We start from the raw sequence: 18,298 nt of genomic DNA, 5'->3' as shown, positions 1-18,298 counted from the left end.
AGACTATGCTCATTAACCAAACATAGAATTAAATATTTCTTGCAGTATTAATTACATTAACACCATTGAATCGGGTAGTCGCACTTCCGTGAGAGACCGAACTGATCTGAGAAGGCTGCCCTTTTCCATCAAAGAATGATCCGAAAGTTTTATAATCACTTTCATCACATATTTTTGTACAAGAATTCCAGAATTCCTGAGTATTAGATTGGTAAGCCACATCATTTACTGGCCCTTTTATTTTTCCATCTTCAATTTCGAAAAATAATGTGCCGCCAAACTGGAAGTTATAGCGCTGCTGGTCAATTGAATACGATCCTCTACCTACTATATAAATTCCTTTTTCAACATCCTTAATCATATCATCAGGACTATACTTTTCTTTTCCTGGAGATAAAGACACATTCGGCATTCTTTGGAACTGAACATCATTCCAGCTTTGAGAATAGCAACAACCATGAGACTCATCTTCATTTATAATATGAGCTTGATCTCTGATCGCTTGGTAATTCACTAAAACTCCATCCTTAATAAGATCCCACTTTTTAGTTTTTACTCCTTCATCATCATATCCAACAGCACCTAAGGAACCTTGTTGAGTTTTATCAGCAAAAACATTTACGATATCGCTACCATATTTAAAATCTTTACTTCTCCATTTGTCAAGAGTTGCGAAACTTGTACCAGCATAGTTTGCTTCATAACCTAATACCCTATCTAGTTCAGTGGCATGACCAATACTTTCATGAATGGTTAAGCCTAAATGATTTGGATCTAATACTAGATCATATTTCCCAGCTTTAATTGAATCTGCTTTAAGCATTTCTTTAGCTTGCTTACCTGCCAAACCAGCATCTTTGATCATATCATAGCGATCATAGAAATGTAGCGTTCCACCAGGTCCTTCTTTCATACTCTCTGGTCTAGGATCCATATACTCAAAACCCATTCCCATAGGAGAACTTAATGCTTGGCGAGATTTATATTTTCCAGTATCTGGGTCAATAGCAGTTACATTAAAATTAGGCCATATTCGGTGTACATCTTGATCAATATATGAACCTTCAGTACTAGCGAAATATTTTTGTTCATTTATTAAAAATAAGGCGCTATTTACATAATTAGCCCCATTATTTATTGCTTCTGCATTAGCCGATAATAGTAAATCTACTTTTTCTTGTAGTGGAACTGCTACCGCATTTTTTTCAAGCGGTGTTTTCCAGCTTACCTCACCATGAGATTGGACAGGTGCTAATTTGACAGGCTCAGTCTGAATTTTGGCATTTGCTTTAGCGATGGCTGTTGCTTGCTCTGCTGCTTTTTTAATTCCTTCATCACTAACATCAGAGGTTGAGGCAAATCCCCAAGTCCCATTAGCGATAACTCTAATACCAACACCAAAAGATTCCGTATTTACGGCATTTTGCAATTTGTCTTCTCTGGTGAATATGTACTGGTTCAGGTACCTTCCGATTCGAACATCAGCATAAGAAGCACCGTTCGCTTTTGCTGAATTAAGTCCAATATCTGCTAATCTTTTCTTTTGTAATACATCTAATGGGCTTTCCAGAAGTCGATCAACATCAACAGCATTACCAATTAATGGTACAGTTAACATTGCCCCTCCTATACCCATTCCAGCTAGTTGTAAAAACTCTCTTCTCTTCATTTGGTTATTATTAAAAATGAATTGATTTATTTTGTAATAATAATATCCTTTTTATTTCATTATTTCACTACTACAAAAGGATAAACGGTAATACAAAAACATAAGCGGATAAGCTTTGGAAAAAGAGATAGAACGCAAAATTATACATGTTGATATGGATGCTTTTTATGCATCTGTTGAACAAATGGACAACCCTAAATTGAAGTGTAAACCAATTGCTGTGGGCGGAAACAGCCAACGGGGTGTTGTAGCAGCTGCTAGCTATGAGGCTCGTAAATATGGAGTACATTCCGCAATGCCGTCTAAAATTGCAGCTTCAAAATGTAGATCCTTAATATTTGTAAAAGCTAGATTTGATCGATATAAGCAATTAAGTCAACAAATTAGGGAGATATTTTACAGGTACACTGATTTAGTAGAGCCACTTTCACTAGATGAAGCATATTTAGATGTAACTGAAAATAAAAAAGGAATTTCAACTGCCACTGATATTGCTATTGAAATAAAAGAAGCGATAAAGAAAGAAATAGGTTTGACAGCTTCAGCTGGAGTATCAATTAATAAATTCTTAGCTAAAATTGCTTCAGATTATAGAAAACCTGATGGATTGTTTGTTATAAAGCCACATCAGGTAGTACCTTTTATCGAAGAATTACCTATCGAGAAGTTTTTTGGGGTAGGTAAAAAGACTGCTGAAAAAATGCATGAACTTCAAATTAAAACAGGTGCTGATTTAAAAGCTAAGTCCTTAAAAGAACTTATTAAGCATTTTGGTAAGCAAGGACGCTATTTTTATTCCGTAAGTCGTGGAGAAGATTACAGGAGGGTAAATCCTAATCGGATAAGAAAATCTGTTGGGGCTGAAAATACCTTTTCTGAAAGTTTGCAATCAAAAGAAGAGATAATAGAAGCTTTGCAAACTATAGCTGAAAAATGCTGGAATCGTTATAAACAGACCAAAGCACAAGCACATACAGTCACTTTAAAGGTAAAGTTTGATGATTTTAAACAGATTACAAGAAGTAAAACCTTAGAAGAAATCATTGAGTCTGCTGTAGTATTTGATAAAGCATTAGCCGAACTGGTAGACTCATTTAATATGGAAAACAAAGTTAGATTAGTAGGATGCTCTCTTTCTAATTTTGAAGTAGAAAACCCAATTGATTCACATGGTCAGTTAACGCTAAGATTTTAAAGAAAAGGAGATTATATAAATATTATCACTTTAATTTATCAGTAAATAATCTTTTTATTTTATCGAGTTTAGGCTTTATAACAAAAGTACAATACGGCATTTCAACATTTCTATTATAAAAATCTTGGTGTGCAGTTTCTGCTGGGTAAAAAGCTTCAAAGGCTTTGATTTCCGTAACTATGGGATCATCAAAAATCCCAGATTGGTCTAATTGCAATTTCATTTCTTGAGCTATTTCGGCCTGTTTTGAATTATGCGTCAGAATTATCGAACGATAATGTTCTCCCACATCAGCTCCTTGTCTATTTAAGGTTGTGGGATCATGTACTTGCCAAAACACCTCTAATATTTCCTGATAACTAATAATGCTTGGATCAAAAGTAATATTTGCTACTTCGGCATGACCAGTTCTTCCTTGTACCACTTCTCTGTAGGGTGGATTTTTAATATGCCCTCCGGAAAAACCCGACTCAACTTTTTGAACCCCCTTAAGTTTTCTTAAAACTGCGTCAATACACCAAAAACATCCAGCTCCAAGCGTTGCTTTTTCTAAATCTTGAGAGGAATGACTCATAAATTAAATATTTCTAGTTTTTGTAGAGATAAAAAAAAGGCTATCCACTAGGATAACCTTAATTATATGATTTTGTTATACTAATTAGTTTTGACCTTCTGAATTTTCAGCTTTAATAGCATCAGCCTTATCCATCATCTCTTCTGCCTTTGCATTCTCACCCAACTGAGTGTAAACAGTTTGCAATGTTTCAATTACTGCTAATTCTTTAGGAGAAATTTCTAATGCTTTCTCAAAATATGGCTTAGACTTTTTCAAATATTCTTTCGCTTTATTCTCAAGCTTTTTACCTTCTTTTTTATAAGTCTGTAAATCCATGTCTCTAGCTTCAGCTAATAAGTCTGCAGCTTTATTGTAGTAATAAACTGCATAGTTATAGTTGGCATCTAAATAATCTGGATTTATTTCGATTGCTTTTAAATATGCCGCTTCAGCTTTTTCTGGTTGCTCTAATTGCTCATATAAATAACCTAAATTAAAATATAAATTAGCATTATTTGGTTCTTTTTCGATAGCATCATTTATTCTATCTTTAGCAATGTCAACTTGACCAGATTCAATTAATAAATTAATTTCTTGTTTCTGAAATTGATCATTTTCAGGAAAAACCTCTTTAGCCATTCTAGTTACTTCTAAAGCTTTTTCAATATCTTCATTAGCATATCTCTCAATTGAAATGATACTGCCATAGATATCTTCAGATTTGTAATCCAAATCTAAAAGTCTGTAATAATACTTAAGAGCTGTTTTGTTATCTTTCATTTGTTGTGCAGAGATACCAGCATAAAGTGTAGCGGTAGTATCCTCTGGTAATACTAATAAAGCTCTTTTAAAGGCATCAACAGCACCTTCAAAGTTTTGAGCTGAATAAGCATTTGATCCTTCATTAATGAATCCTCCCCAAAGCTCTTGAACTTTAAGATCCGTTAAAGTAAAGTACTTATCACCTTCACTTACCATATCGAAAACTTTATTGTAGCTCTTTGTAGCCTCTTTTACCAAATTTTCATCATAACCTTCTTTATTCAATTTCGCCTGATATATTGTCCCTCTTACATACCATGTCTTAGGATCATCCATTGTTTTCTCATGTTCTGAGGCTTCATTAATTAATTCTATTGCTTCCTGAAACTCTCCATTTTCTAAAGCATTTTCTGCTTTACGAACATTCGAATTCTGCGCAAACGCCTGACCTATCACTAAAAAAAAGGCGAAAAATAATGCGAGTTTTTTCATTTCTATACTTTTTATTTTACAATTAATACTTACTTATACTTGTTTATTCTATTTATGATTCACTTTGATCCGACTGATTTGTATTTTCTCCTTCTTCAGTTGCCTCTGTCTCTTCTTCTATATCATCAATCTTTTCAACTTTTTCTACGGATGAAATACTGTCAGTTTCACTAACCTTTATAAGCTTAACACCTTGTGTGGCTCTTCCCATAACTCTTAAGCTTTCTACCGCTAATCGTATTGTTATACCTGATTTATTAATAATCATTAAATCATCAGTGTCAATTACTTCTTTAATAGCAACAAGCTCACCAGTTTTTTCGGTAACATTTAGTGTTTTCACACCTTTACCACCACGCTTGGTAATTCTGTAATCATCAATATCTGACCGCTTACCATAACCTTTTTCAGAAACAACCAATAAATTAGCATTTTCTCGGGTTATAGCAACCATTTCTACAACTATATCAGAATCATCTTTTAAGGTAATTCCTCGAACTCCGGCTGCGGTTCTACCCATTGGTCTAACATTACTTTCGTGGAAGCGAATTGCCCTTCCAGAACGAGCCGCAATTATAATATCATTATCGCCATTTGTCAATTTAACATTGAGTAATCTATCACCTTCTTTAATAGAGATGGCATTAATACCATTAGCTCTAGGTCTTGAATACGCTTCTAAAGTAGTTTTCTTGATGGTACCTTGCTGAGTACACATCACCAAATAATTATTGTTGATGTAATCTTCATCATCAAGGTTTTCAACGTTTATTACAGCCCTAACAGAATCATCTGATTCTATATTAATTAAGTTCTGTATTGCTCTTCCTTTAGAAGTTTTAGAACCTTCAGGTAATCTGTATACTTTTATCCAGAATACTTTTCCCAATTCTGTGAATATAAGCAGGTAATTATGTGTTTTAGCGACAAATAATAGTTCAGTAAAATCATCATCTTTACTTCCTGCTCCTTTTGAACCTACACCACCTCTACCTTGAGTTTTATATTCATTTAATAAGGTTCTCTTTATATATCCTTGATGTGATAAGGTGATAACCACATCTTCATTAGGGATCATATCCTCATCAGTGAATTCCTCAGCACTATGGATGATTTCAGTCCTTCTTTCATCACCATATTTGTCCTGCATTTCTTGCATTTCATCTTTGATGATGTTCATTCTTAAACCTTCATCAGCAAGCACCGATTCCAAGTATTCTATTAATTTCTTGATCTCTTCATATTCCTTAACAATTTTTTCTCTTTCAAGACCTGTTAGTCTTTGGAGTCTCATGTCAAGTATAGCTTTCGCTTGAATTTCAGATAATTCAAACTTCTCCATTAATCCTGTTCTAGCTATTTCAGGATCTCTAGATTCACGGATTAATTTTATGACCTCGTCAAGATTATCAAGGGCAATTAAGTATCCTTCTAAAATATGCGCTCTTTTTTGAGCCTCATCTAATTCGTATTGTGTTCTTCTAACGATTACCTCATGTCTATGATCAACATAATGCTTAATCATATCCTTCAGGTTAAGCGTTTCAGGACGACCTTTAACTAAGGCTACATTGTTAACGCTAAATGAAGTTTGAAGCTGAGTATATTTATATAAATTATTTAAAACAACGTTAGGAATAGCATCTTTACGTATCTCATATACGATTCTCAATCCATTTCTATCAGATTCGTCTCTTATATCGGAAATACCTTCAATTTTCTTTTCATTCACTAAGCCAGCAGTTTTTTCAATCATGCTAGCTTTGTTTACCAAATAAGGAATTTCAGTAACGATGATTCGCTCACGTCCATTTTTAAGCACTTCTATCTCAGCTTTAGCACGCATTACGATACGTCCTCTACCTGTTTCAAATGCAGCCTTAACTCCTTGATAACCATATATTGCAGCGCCTGTTGGGAAATCAGGAGCTGAAATATGTTCCATTAATTCGGGTATCGTAATATCGTTATTATCGATGTAAGCATGAATTCCATTTACTACCTCAGTTAAGTTATGAGGAGCCATATTGGTTGCCATACCCACTGCAATACCTGAAGCACCATTTAATAGAAGATTAGGAACCTTAGCTGGTAATACGGTAGGCTCTTTTAAAGAATCATCGAAGTTGAATTGATAGTCAACAGTATTTTTATTAATATCTGTTAACATTTCTTCCGCTATCCGTTGAAGCCTAGCCTCTGTATAACGCATTGCTGCAGGAGAATCACCATCAATGGATCCAAAATTTCCTTGACCATCCACCATTTGATAGCGAAGTGACCATGGTTGAGCCATACGAACCATGGTATCATAAACAGCAGAATCACCATGCGGGTGATACTTACCTAAAACCTCTCCTACGATTCTGGCTGACTTTTTATAGGGTCTATTATGAGCAAGCCCCAACTCTTGCATTCCGAAAAGAATTCTTCTGTGTACGGGTTTTAATCCGTCTCTAACATCAGGTAAAGCCCTTGAAATAATTACCGACATTGAATAATCAATGTAGGCACCTCTCATTTCATCCTCTATATTAATTGGGATGATTTTTTCATTTTCTCCTTCAGCCATAGATTTGTTTACTGTCTAAAAATAAATAAAGTGCAATTTAAGGATTTTTATTAAGCGGTGACAAAAATAATCATTTCATTTGCGTTTTAAAAAGGGAAATGCCTCTCTTTTTTCATTCAAATTATACGGATAATTCTCACCTACTTTTGGATTCTGCCATTTGTAAATTGGCTGTCCTCTGAATTTTTTAGAACCATGACGGTGTTCTTTTTGTGCTTCGCAATTTCCTATTGGACAATCTTTGAATAGCGGAAAACTGATTCTTACACCCAATTGAAACTGTAAATTCCACATTTTTGTATTAATGGATTCACCTGAAGGCATAAAGGTGTTAATAGATTTAAAATCAACAGAAGGTCTCATAACCAATCGGAAATATTCAGAAAAATTCTTTTCAATTGGTAAACTAACATTCCAATAATTACTTAAGCTTACAAGGCCAGCAGGAAACACATTATTTGATAATCTGAAGATACCATACTCAATATCAGCAAAATAGGAAAAATCCCAAAAGTCGTAGTATCGAACACCGGCAGTCAAATAATACTTTTTAGTGTAGAATCTGGAATAATCCGATTCATAGTTAGATATGTAATCAGGAAATCCTTTCAGCGCTAAATTAGCTTTTGAATTTATTTCAAATGTAGCACCCGCACCTACTCTAAACCTATTGTAATTAAAGTGGATTTTAAGATGTATAGGAATTGCATTTCCTCCCCCGACTAGTCTTTGTTCTAAACTATCGATTATATAAGTTCCATTAGAATCAGACTCCAATTCGGTAGTTTGAAAACGAATAGCTGATGATGTATCTAATGAATCAACAATTTGTGGTTGGTTAATCCAATTTGATAATCCAATTTGATTTCCTGAGGAATCTTGACCTAGCAAATATAAACCATTATTATTACTAAAAAGTCTGTAAGTATCGAGATTTTGTCGGTATCGAGTTGAACCATAGCCCACGGCTACTTCCGCAGAAAAGTGATTAAGAACTTTTCTTAAAAAGTTCGCATCAATATTCTTATCATTAGGAGGTGGCCCCCAGGGATTAAAAACCTGCCCTAAAGTTGGCTTAATGCTAATAAAAGCCAATAATAGAATAAAGAATGTGAAATATTTTATATTAAATCGGTTTCTCCCCAACGATTGATAATTTTAGTTGTACAAAAGTACAAAAATTATGCTAAAGCAAGTAATACATCTATTTTACCTCAAACGAGTCAACAAAATTATTAAATAATTCAACTTCCTCTAAGCCTGTTTGAGCCCCAATATTTTTTATTTTATCCCATTCAATTTTTCGGATTTTCCCTGGATTTAAAATATCCTCATCTCTTTCAAGAAATAATGATGATATAAAACGAATTAAGATGTAAGGCGCACGCATTACTCTTATCTTATAAGGAGTCTCTACCTCATTTGCTTTTTGCAAAGTTTTTTCCTCAAATAATATATTAAATATGTTTTTAATAGCAGTATAAAATGAAGCTTCCCAGTCTTTAAAATTTTTAATTAAAAACTTCATGCAATCTGCAACAGGGTCTTTTGATAGAAAAAAGCCCCCTTTAGATAATTTTCTAGCCTTTTTTTGCAGTGACATCTCTTCTTTGAAACTTATATTATCATTAGCCATTGCTATCCCAACAGCTGGACTTAATAATATTAATGAAAGAAAATCATGATTGCTGATCTCAAAGTATGGCGCGACTTTTTCAATGAAATCTTTTTTCAAGTCTTCCACAATCTTGTCAATGGATTTATCTTCTATAATAACTGCTATTTCTGCTTCAGTAAACATACTTATTTTGGTTTATAAAAGTTAAAATACATTAAATAATTGCAGAATACAATATTTATAGATAAAGCATAAAAATTATTAGATAGATATTATAAAAATGATTCTTGACTATTTTTTAACAGCGCTTCATGATCATTTTGAAGACTTTTATATAATTCAGGAGTCAAATAATCAAAAACCCATTTTCTGCTATAGGAATCTTTAGAATTTACATTATACACATATTCTAATTCAGTTAATTTTTTGTCCTTTTTACTCCAAATTAAAATCAAATGATCAGGTTTATTTTTTAATTCAAACACCCATTTTTGCAGATCATTGTTCAACTCTTGGAAGCTTATATTAGAAGAATTGTCTTTTATGTTAAATAATACTTCTGGGTTTATAAGCAATGGACTATGCAAACTGTCAGTTAAAATATCCGAATCAGAGTACTTAAATTGAAAACTTGATAAATTATATAACCAGTTCTTACCAGTATAAATAGTTTGCAAAAAATTATTTATTTCAGATTCAGATTTGCCGAAATAAGCATTGGAAATACCACTATAAGAATTACGATTTAAATCAACTATACCAAATAGTTTTTCAGCATACTGATCCTGAATTTTATACTGACTATATTCTACTTGATAGTAAAACTGCTTTTGGTTAACGAGTGAATCGTATATTTTAACCAAACCCTTATCATCAGGCTCAGAACATGAAATTCCAAAAATCAAAAGGCCAATAAATAAAATCCCTCTATGCATAAGTTATTAAGATTGGAAAATAATACAAACGCTTAATCTTTCATTGTATTACTAATCGCCAACAATACAATATTCTCAATTTACAAATAATTAAAAATATCGAAAAATATAAAAACTCTAATATGATTGGGGCGTTTACTTTTTGAAATAAAAATTTAGTTATGAACTCATTTGAATTTAAAAATCCTACTAAGATAATTTTTGGAGAAGGTGAAATAAAAAAGCTTTCTGATAATATACCTGCGAATAGCCATATTTTACTAGCATATGGAGGTGGAAGCATTAAGAAAAATGGCATTTATGATCAGGTAATTGAAGCTACTAAAGATTTTAAGGTTACTGAATTTTCTGGTATAGAGCCTAACCCACATTTTGAAACCTTAATGAAGGCAGTTGAAATCATACGTAATGAAAAAATTGATTTCATTTTAGCTGTTGGTGGTGGATCCGTGATCGATGGATGTAAATTCTTATCTGCAGCAACTTTTTATGATGGAGATGAATGGGATTTAGTGGCAAAAGGTCTCGCACGAAAACAAGAAAAAGTTTTACCGTTTGGTACAGTTTTAACTTTACCTGCTACAGGATCTGAAATGAATTCCGGATCAGTGGTGACGAAAGCTTCTACACAGGAGAAAAGAACTTTTGGAGGGCCACAATATTTCCCGGTTTTCTCAATTTGTGATCCTACCGTGATAAAATCTTTACCAAAACGACAAATAGCAAACGGAGTAGTAGATGCTTTCACTCATACTTTAGAGCAATATCTTACTTACAAACATGATGCTATTTTGCAGGACAGAATAGCGGAAGGTATTTTACAAACATTAATTGAGATTGGTCCTAAGGTTATGGAGGATCCAGCGGATTATAAAGCAGCATCTAATTTCATGTGGTCAGCCACAATGGCATTAAATGGAATACTTAGATTAGGAGTTCCTACAGACTGGGCTACTCATATGATAGCTCATGAGTTAACTGCTCTGCATGGAATTGATCACGCTAGAACATTAGCCATTATTGCTCCAAATCTTTACAAGAAATTGTTTGACGATAAAAAGGAGAAATTAGTGCAATATGGTAAAAGAGTATGGGGGTTAAGTGGTGAATCTGAAATTGAAATAGCCGAAAAAGCTATTGAAATGACCGTCTCTTTTTTCCAATCTCTTGGAATAGATACCAAACTTTCTGATTACACATCACAGTATGAAGCAACTCCTCAAACTGTGTATGATAGATTTAAGGAAAGAAAATGGTTAGGTTTGGGTGAGAGACAAAAAGTAGGTCCAGAAATAGCGAAAGAAATAGTTGAAATGAGTATTTAAGCAGCTTATCCTGAGCATTTCCTTAGGCCACAGAGTCTTTGAATTTTTCAAAATGGGAATGCTCAGTTTCTACTTTTTTCACTTTATCTACAATTACTTGATCAGTTTCCAGCTTTAACCTGATTTCTTTAATAGTGATATCTAAAAGCTTAACTTCATTAGTTAACTTATTTATTAACAATTCTTTTTCCTCAACTTCTTTACTGTATTCCATTAAATTACATAAACCAAGCATTGTGGCTACAGGAGCTCTTAATTGATGTCCATTTATAAAAGTGTATTCGGCCAACTTTTCATTTTTTCTCTCTAATTCCTTAGTCCTTTCATGCACCTTTTCTTCCAAGTGATTATTAAGCGATTGTAAAGTATCATTTAAGGATTTTAATTCTTCTGATTGCGCTAATATTTCCTTCTGTTGTATGGTTACCTTTTTATTAATTAGCTGCATAGTTTTAGAAAATGTATAACTAATATAAGCAGTAGAAAGAAAATGAATAATAGCATAACTCAATGCCAGATGAATCATAATATCTGGTGTATTTTCCTGAAAACTAAAACCTACGAAAGGCATTGTGAAGAGATAACCAGTTGGAATCAACAGTATTCTATGAAGTTTATGGAATCCTCTTGCAGCAACATAATTACAGATAATCCCTAAACTAAAAATTACAGTTGGAATGTAGGGTAAATGGATAAGACCTATAATCCATCCAATAAAAAAGAAATCAAATAAATTTTGACGAATTCCAATTCCCTTATCATTATTATTTTTAACATAATAATGAAATAATAAATAAGGTAATACAACAGCAACTACAGCTGTAAAAATATGCAATGAATTAAAACTATTGTTGGATATATGTAAGTATAGGAATAAATAAATAGCTAAAAATATATATCCTGCATATCGAAAAAGCAAAGAAGCTCTCCCGAAATAATCACAATCATTCCAAATATTTTTTAAAATAAGCATTATAACATCTTAATTTATGTAGTGGGATAGTATCAACCAATTGAAAATTGTATTATTTCATAAAAAATTCACTTATTCAACATTGAATACATTAATATATTATTATTTTAATATTCATAAAAAATATAAACTGTGTTAATATTTCAAACATAATAATGAAATGACTAGTTTATGAGTTTTAATTCACTCTAGCTCCCGAAATAATACGGTGGTTATACGTAAATACTGAATGCCAAAAATCCATAAAGATCACAAGTTTTTTGATTTTTCCGACTATGGAAGAATGCCTGCAATTTTCATGGCAACTGTAATAAAAAACACTAATATAACTCCTATTCATGTTACTATTGGGTTCGGAATTATTGGAGTGTTATCTGCTTACGCCATATATTTAGAAACCTTTGCTATAGCTGCTGTTGGTTTAATTCTAAAGTCTATTGTTGATGCAATGGATGGGGAGTTAGCAAGGATAAAGATGACCCCCTCTTACTCAGGAAGATATCTAGATTCTATATTTGACAGTTTGCTGAATCTATTATTTATATTTGTAATAGCTATTGTAACAAATCAAGCTTTTTCAATCGCTGTTTTATCCTATGTATGTATTCAGTTTCAAGGAACACTTTATAATTATTATTATGTAATACTAAGACATAATTCTGTAGGCGGTGATACTACAAGTCAGATATTTGAAATGGAACCACCAAAAGCATTTCCAATTGAAAGTCAAAAGTCAGTGAATATTTTATTTAAAACTTTTAAAATTCTTTATCTCCCTTTTGACAGCTTGATGTATGCACTAGATTCGAAAGCTTCAAAAAGCAAAAGGTTTCCTAATTGGTTTATGACTATGATTTCCCTTTATGGTTTAGGATTTCAATTAATGCTAATGGCTATTTTATTAGTATTAGGTATGATCAACTTAATTTTACCATTCTTTATATATTATACTGCACTTACAATTCCATTTTTATTATTGAGAAAATTGGCTCTAAAATAAAAAAGCCTCTTTGCGTTAGCAAAGAGGCTTGAATTATATCAGTTAAAAAGTATTATTTAACTGAATCAACTACGCTTTTGAAAGCTTCTGGATGATTCATAGCTAAATCAGCTAATACTTTTCTATTTAATTCTATTCCTTTTTTGTTTGCAGCTCCCATAAACTGAGAGTAAGACATACCGTGCTGTCTAGCACCAGCATTAATTCTTTGAATCCATAATTTTCTGAATTCTCTTTTCTTTTGTTTCCTATCTCTGTAGGCATACAACCAACCTTTTTCAACAGCATTTTTTGCTACTGTCCAAACGTTTTTCTTTCTACCCCAGTAGCCTTTAGCATACTTAAGGATTTTCTTTCTTCTAGCTCTTGAAGCTACGTGATTTACTGATCTTGGCATAAATTTTAATTTTTTGGAAATTGGTGATCAACTTGTATTGACTCTTGATAAAACCAAATATCCCGGTTTAACATTGAACCTTCGTTCTTTTTGTAATTTTGCGAAATATTAAAGGTTAAGCATATCTTTTACTCTTCCTTCATCAGACTTATGTACAAGTCCCATGTCAGTTAAGCGTCTTTTCTGCTTAGTTTCCTTTTTGGTTAAAATGTGACTTTTGAAAGCGTGTTTTCTTTTAATTTTACCGCTTCCAGTCAATTTAAACCTTTTTTTCGCGCCTGATTTTGTTTTTACTTTAGGCATTTATCTATTTATTTAAATTGGTTACTTATTTAGCTTGCTTAGCAGCAATGAAAAGAGTCATTCTTTTACCCTCTAACTTAGGCATTTGTTCCACTTTTCCGTACTCTTCTAATTCAGAAGCAAAACGCAATAATAAAAGCTCACCTCTATCTTTAAATACAATGGTTCTTCCTACGAAGTGTACATAAGCTTTAACTTTTGCACCATCTTTAAGGAATTTTTTAGCATGATTTAACTTAAATTCAAAATCATGATCGTCAGTGTTAGGCCCAAACCGTATCTCTTTGATCACCGTTTTTTGGGCTTTAGCTTTTATCTCTTTTTGCTTTTTCTTCTGTTCGTATTTAAACTTTGAATAGTCTATAATTTTACAAACAGGAGGGTCAGCTTTAGGAGATATTTCTACTAAGTCTAGCCCTTGCTCTTCAGCCATTCTTAGTGCTTCACCAATTGTATAGACGTCAACTTTTACATTATCACCAACTACACGAACCTCTCTAGCTCTAATTTTACTATTTACCTTGTAAGGTTCTTCCTCCCTACCTCTAGGTCTGTAGCTGCCTTTTTTTCGCATTTTACTAATATTAACCTCCTTTTTTTAATTTACAATGTGCAAATATCGTGATAAAAATTGGATTACAAAATTACAATCCAATTTCTAACCTTTAATTATTATTTATTTTCTATACTATCTGTAATCTTTTGATTAAAAAAAGATTTAAAATCTTCTAAACTCATAGATCCTTGATCTCCTTCACCATGTTTCCTAATCGACACTTTCCCTTCATTAGCTTCTTGTTCACCTACTATTAACATGTATGGAATCTTTTTGACTTCTGCATCTCTAATCTTTCTTCCGATTTTCTCATCTCTATGATCAATAAAACCAGTGATGTCATTCGCCTCTAATTCAGAATATACTTTATTGGCGTACTCAGCATATTTCTCAGAAATAGGGAGTATTGCAACTTGCTCAGGTGATAACCATAATGGGAAATTACCCGCACAGTGTTCTATCAATACGGCTACAAACCTTTCCATACTACCAAATGGTGCTCTATGGATCATTACCGGTCTGTGTTTACTATTATCTGCACCAACGTATTCTAATTCGAATCGTTCAGGCAAATTATAATCTACCTGTATAGTTCCTAATTGCCAACTTCTTCCCAAGGCATCTTTCACCATGAAATCAAGCTTAGGGCCATAGAATGCAGCCTCTCCTGTTTCAACTACTGTTTTCAACCCTTTTTCTTCTGCTGCTTCAATAATTGCTTTTTCAGCTTTATCCCAAACTTCATCTCCCCCTATATATTTCTCCTTATTATCAGGGTCCCTTAATGAAACCTGAGTAACGAAATCTTCAAAGCCTAAAGAATTGAATACGAATAGCACTAAATCAATTACTTTAATGAACTCCTCTTTAACCTGATCTGGTCTACAGAATATATGTGCGTCATCTTGAGTAAAACTTCTTACTCTTGTTAACCCATGAAGCTCACCACTTTGCTCATATCTATAAACAGTCCCAAACTCAGCCAACCGAACAGGAAGTTCTTTATAACTTCTTGGTTTTGTTTTATAGATTTCACAATGATGCGGACAGTTCATTGGTTTTAATAAATATTCCTCATCGCTTTCATGGTCATCGTCAGATGGAGCAGCTATCGGCTGGAAAGAATCTTTTCCATATTTTTCATAATGACCAGAAGTGATGTATAATTTTTTATTACCAATGTGAGGAGTGATTACAGCTTGGTAACCTGCTTTGATCTGAGCTTTCTTTAAGAAATTTTCTAATCGATCCCTCAACATAGTACCTTTAGGAAGCCACAATGGCAACCCCATCCCTACTTTTTCAGAAAAGGCAAACAATTCCATTTCTTTACCAAGCTTTCTATGGTCACGCTTTTTAGCTTCTTCTAAAAGTGTTAAATATTCTTTAAGCTCTTTTTGCTTAGGAAATGTGATACCATAGATTCTAGTAAGCTGTTTCCTCTTTTCATCTCCTCTCCAGTATGCACCTGCTATATTTAATAACTTAACTGCTTTGATATAGCCAGTATGAGGTATATGAGGCCCTCTACATAAATCAGTGAAATTACCTTGTTGATAGAACGTAATTTCGCCATCATTTAAGCCATCAATTAGTTCTAGTTTATACTCATCACCTTTTTCTTGATAGTATTCAACCGCATCTTTCTTAGAAATCTCAGAACGTTTAAATTCATTTTTTTGACGAGCCAACTCAAGCATTTTCTGCTCAATTTTTTCAAGCTCCTCTCCTTCTAAGACTTTATCACCAAAATCCACATCATAATAAAAACCATTTGCTATGGGTGGTCCAATACCAAATTTGATTCCAGGATAAAGTTCTTCCAGTGCCTCCGCTAATAAGTGAGCAGAAGAGTGCCAAAATGTATTTTGTCCCTCAGGGTCATTCCATGTCAATAATTGGACATGTGAATCTTCATTAATCTCACGTGAAGAATCCCAAACCTGACCATTAACTTTAGTTGACAATACATTTCGCGCTAAGCCTTCACTTATGCTTAAAGCAATCTCATGTCCTGTAATTCCTTTATCAAATTCTTTTACTGTGCCATCAGGCAAAGTGATATTTATTTTTTGACTCATTATATCTTAATTCTTGAAATACCTAAGGCAATACTTACCTAGAAATATAAAATACAAATATGCAATTTTTGATTTAATAAGCGCAAAATGATCGGAGGTAAAATTATATTAATTACCTATTATCTCCCCTTGTGAGTTTAATGTTTGTATAACCTCTCCTTTTTCACTGTAAATAAAAAATATTCCCGCTTCAACTTTAGCGTCTGCTAAAACTAATTCACTCTCATATTCAATGCTCCATAATTCTTCTAAATCTGTAGTATAATAATGTAATACTTGAACTCGCTGATCATCTTTGCTAGACTCTAAATTTATAAGTATGTTATCATTCAATAATATCATCTTATTTAAAGTAAATGTACTATCATGTAATAATACCAATGAACCGATATTCATATCAAAGGCTGCTGATGCTATGAAAGGATTATCTGCAATTGATCCATTTAATATCAATGTAGAATCTAATTCAATAGTGTTTAATACATATTTATTACTTTCATAAGTAGCCGCTACCTCATAAGAAGAAAAAATTGAATCTGATTCATAGGAGAAAAATTGAATTTGTTTTGCCATTTCATCACTCCTTTTTGTCGCCAATTCTAATATTTGCTTTACAATTGTTTTCTCCGTTTCTAAATATGCTTCAAATGAAGGCTCAAATTCCTCAAAGAAAGAATTAAAATCATTAAATATCCTTTCAGATATTAAATCTTCTATCTGCTCAATTAAAGCTAATTGCTTACTTAATTCTACTTGATATAATTCAACCAAATTAGCCCTTTGATAAATATTAGTTGAGTCAGCTAATACGGGGTATAGATTAGCATTATTGAATAGGTTCGTCTCATTTTTTTGAATTTTATAAGCTAAGATATTGAATATAGTATTTGTTTTGTCTAATTCTTTTAATCCTAAGCTTAAGTTTTCAGGAATTTCTAAATCCCTCAAGTCAGTGGGATCTTGAGCCTCTGTATTATTACTTAAATCTGAATTAAAATCATTAACTGTTTTAAGTAACAGTGCTTTAAATGGGATTACTTCTTTCTCAATTCTTTCTTGAAGCTTGCTTAAGTATGCTTCATAATCATAGATTTCTAAGTTGAAATTTTCTTGATCGAATTTTAGTTTATTTAGATCATTCCAATTCTCTATTTTACTTATATTCAAATCAGCTTGATGCTTAGGATGATTCATTGCATTAAGCTTTTCCGAGAAGGAAGTATATTCTACAATTAACTTATTGTAGGAAGTAACTATATCTGTTAATTTATCAATATCTTCTTGCTTAGCCCTTAATAAAAAGGCTAGTTCATCAGGAAATTTATTTTGGAATTTTAAGATCTTTTCTGAAAAATTTTCATAAGAAGATAATGTACTGATTTTAAGCTGGTAGATATCCTCTAACAATCCTAGCTTTTCTCTTATTGCCTCAATCTTATTTTCATAATCTAAATGAATATCAGAAATCTTAATACCAAACTTACCAGTTCTTAAATCCCGTCTATTATAAGCAGCATAATAATCATCATTTTTTCTGACCTCTCTATCGTCTACTAGTTCAATTGATTTTTTGTAAGCCTCAATAGCTTTATTAGCCATTGAATCAAATTGATTATGCGTAGGGAAAATGGGAATGGTATCTAATTTAGAAACTATGATTTCACCCAAATAAAAATAAGCATTGGCCTCGTCATCATTTTCAGATAAGAATGCTAGTAATTGTGGTTCCGCTGTTTTATAGTCTTTACTTTGAAGAAGCGGAAATAGATTTTTATATCTAATCCTCTGTGATTCAGCATTAAAACTAATAATATTAATTAAAAACAGAATGATTAGATATCTGCGCATGGTTCGTATTTAGGTT

At 32.6% G+C, this 18,298-nt stretch carries 16 protein-coding genes; 3 read left to right on the top strand and 13 right to left on the bottom strand.

Features of this window, described 5'->3' with window-relative positions; all coding sequences use genetic code 11:
* Positions 1-28: 28 nt before the first annotated feature.
* Positions 29-1,669 carry a TldD/PmbA family protein gene (locus QYS48_RS15055; RefSeq protein ID WP_308356639.1) on the bottom strand — a complete coding sequence of 547 codons (1,641 nt, stop codon included), beginning with the start codon at positions 1,667-1,669 and terminating at the stop codon, positions 29-31.
* A gap of 115 nt (positions 1,670-1,784) precedes the next feature.
* On the opposite strand from QYS48_RS15055, the gene dinB reads away from it, so the two are divergent.
* Complete coding sequence (dinB, locus tag QYS48_RS15050) at positions 1,785-2,864, top strand: DNA polymerase IV (RefSeq protein WP_308356638.1); 1,080 nt, start codon at positions 1,785-1,787, stop codon at positions 2,862-2,864.
* 25 nt (positions 2,865-2,889) lie between these two features.
* Here dinB and msrA read toward each other — a convergent pair whose 3' ends face one another.
* The 6 genes from msrA to QYS48_RS15020 form a co-directional block, all read right to left on the bottom strand.
* Positions 2,890-3,438, bottom strand: a complete 549-nt coding sequence (gene msrA / locus QYS48_RS15045) for a peptide-methionine (S)-S-oxide reductase MsrA (RefSeq protein ID WP_302100774.1) — start codon at positions 3,436-3,438, stop codon at positions 2,890-2,892.
* A gap of 84 nt (positions 3,439-3,522) precedes the next feature.
* Positions 3,523-4,674, bottom strand: a complete 1,152-nt coding sequence (locus QYS48_RS15040) for a tetratricopeptide repeat protein (RefSeq protein WP_308356637.1) — start codon at positions 4,672-4,674, stop codon at positions 3,523-3,525.
* A 52-nt stretch (positions 4,675-4,726) separates the two neighbouring features.
* On the bottom strand, positions 4,727-7,246 hold the full coding sequence (gyrA, locus tag QYS48_RS15035; RefSeq protein WP_308356636.1) for a DNA gyrase subunit A: 2,520 nt from the start codon (positions 7,244-7,246) through the stop codon (positions 4,727-4,729).
* A 75-nt stretch (positions 7,247-7,321) separates the two neighbouring features.
* The gene (locus QYS48_RS15030) at positions 7,322-8,392 is read right to left on the bottom strand and encodes a hypothetical protein (protein ID WP_302125111.1); all 1,071 of its coding nucleotides are present in this window, start codon (positions 8,390-8,392) and stop codon (positions 7,322-7,324) included.
* A gap of 58 nt (positions 8,393-8,450) precedes the next feature.
* On the bottom strand, positions 8,451-9,047 hold the full coding sequence (locus tag QYS48_RS15025) for a hypothetical protein (RefSeq protein ID WP_308356635.1): 597 nt from the start codon (positions 9,045-9,047) through the stop codon (positions 8,451-8,453).
* A gap of 89 nt (positions 9,048-9,136) precedes the next feature.
* On the bottom strand, positions 9,137-9,799 hold the full coding sequence (locus QYS48_RS15020) for a hypothetical protein (protein WP_308356634.1): 663 nt from the start codon (positions 9,797-9,799) through the stop codon (positions 9,137-9,139).
* Between the two features lie 161 nt (positions 9,800-9,960).
* On the opposite strand from QYS48_RS15020, the gene QYS48_RS15015 reads away from it, so the two are divergent.
* Positions 9,961-11,124: an iron-containing alcohol dehydrogenase gene (locus QYS48_RS15015; RefSeq protein ID WP_308356633.1), complete on the top strand. Its 1,164-nt coding sequence runs from the start codon at positions 9,961-9,963 to the stop codon at positions 11,122-11,124.
* Positions 11,125-11,146: 22 nt separating this feature from the next.
* On the opposite strand, the gene QYS48_RS15010 is transcribed toward QYS48_RS15015, so the two are convergent.
* Positions 11,147-12,097 carry an MASE2 domain-containing protein gene (locus QYS48_RS15010; RefSeq protein ID WP_308356632.1) on the bottom strand — a complete coding sequence of 317 codons (951 nt, stop codon included), beginning with the start codon at positions 12,095-12,097 and terminating at the stop codon, positions 11,147-11,149.
* A 229-nt stretch (positions 12,098-12,326) separates the two neighbouring features.
* Between QYS48_RS15010 and QYS48_RS15005 the strand changes: the two genes are divergently transcribed.
* Positions 12,327-13,097, top strand: coding sequence for a CDP-alcohol phosphatidyltransferase family protein (locus tag QYS48_RS15005; protein WP_308356631.1), 771 nt, complete (start codon positions 12,327-12,329; stop codon positions 13,095-13,097).
* Between the two features lie 52 nt (positions 13,098-13,149).
* Here the strand turns inward: QYS48_RS15005 and rplT are convergent, their stop codons facing one another.
* The 5 genes from rplT to QYS48_RS14980 all read right to left on the bottom strand — a co-directional run bounded on the left by rplT (position 13,150) and on the right by QYS48_RS14980 (position 18,282).
* Entirely contained in the window at positions 13,150-13,494 is a 345-nt protein-coding gene (gene rplT / locus QYS48_RS15000) for a 50S ribosomal protein L20 (RefSeq protein WP_302125099.1), read from the bottom strand.
* Between the two features lie 108 nt (positions 13,495-13,602).
* Positions 13,603-13,797 carry a 50S ribosomal protein L35 gene (gene rpmI / locus QYS48_RS14995; RefSeq protein WP_302125097.1) on the bottom strand — a complete coding sequence of 65 codons (195 nt, stop codon included), beginning with the start codon at positions 13,795-13,797 and terminating at the stop codon, positions 13,603-13,605.
* 25 nt (positions 13,798-13,822) lie between these two features.
* The gene (gene infC, locus QYS48_RS14990) at positions 13,823-14,371 is read right to left on the bottom strand and encodes a translation initiation factor IF-3 (protein ID WP_302125096.1); all 549 of its coding nucleotides are present in this window, start codon (positions 14,369-14,371) and stop codon (positions 13,823-13,825) included.
* Between the two features lie 98 nt (positions 14,372-14,469).
* Entirely contained in the window at positions 14,470-16,434 is a 1,965-nt protein-coding gene (gene thrS / locus QYS48_RS14985) for a threonine--tRNA ligase (RefSeq protein WP_308356630.1), read from the bottom strand.
* A gap of 108 nt (positions 16,435-16,542) precedes the next feature.
* The gene (locus tag QYS48_RS14980; RefSeq protein ID WP_308356629.1) at positions 16,543-18,282 is read right to left on the bottom strand and encodes a hypothetical protein; all 1,740 of its coding nucleotides are present in this window, start codon (positions 18,280-18,282) and stop codon (positions 16,543-16,545) included.
* Positions 18,283-18,298: the final 16 nt, after the last annotated feature.

This window comes from Marivirga arenosa, from assembly GCF_030503895.2.
Taxonomy (GTDB): domain Bacteria; phylum Bacteroidota; class Bacteroidia; order Cytophagales; family Cyclobacteriaceae; genus Marivirga; species Marivirga arenosa.
Note: the sequence above shows the minus strand (reverse complement) of the source record. Positions and strands in the feature narration are given on the sequence as shown.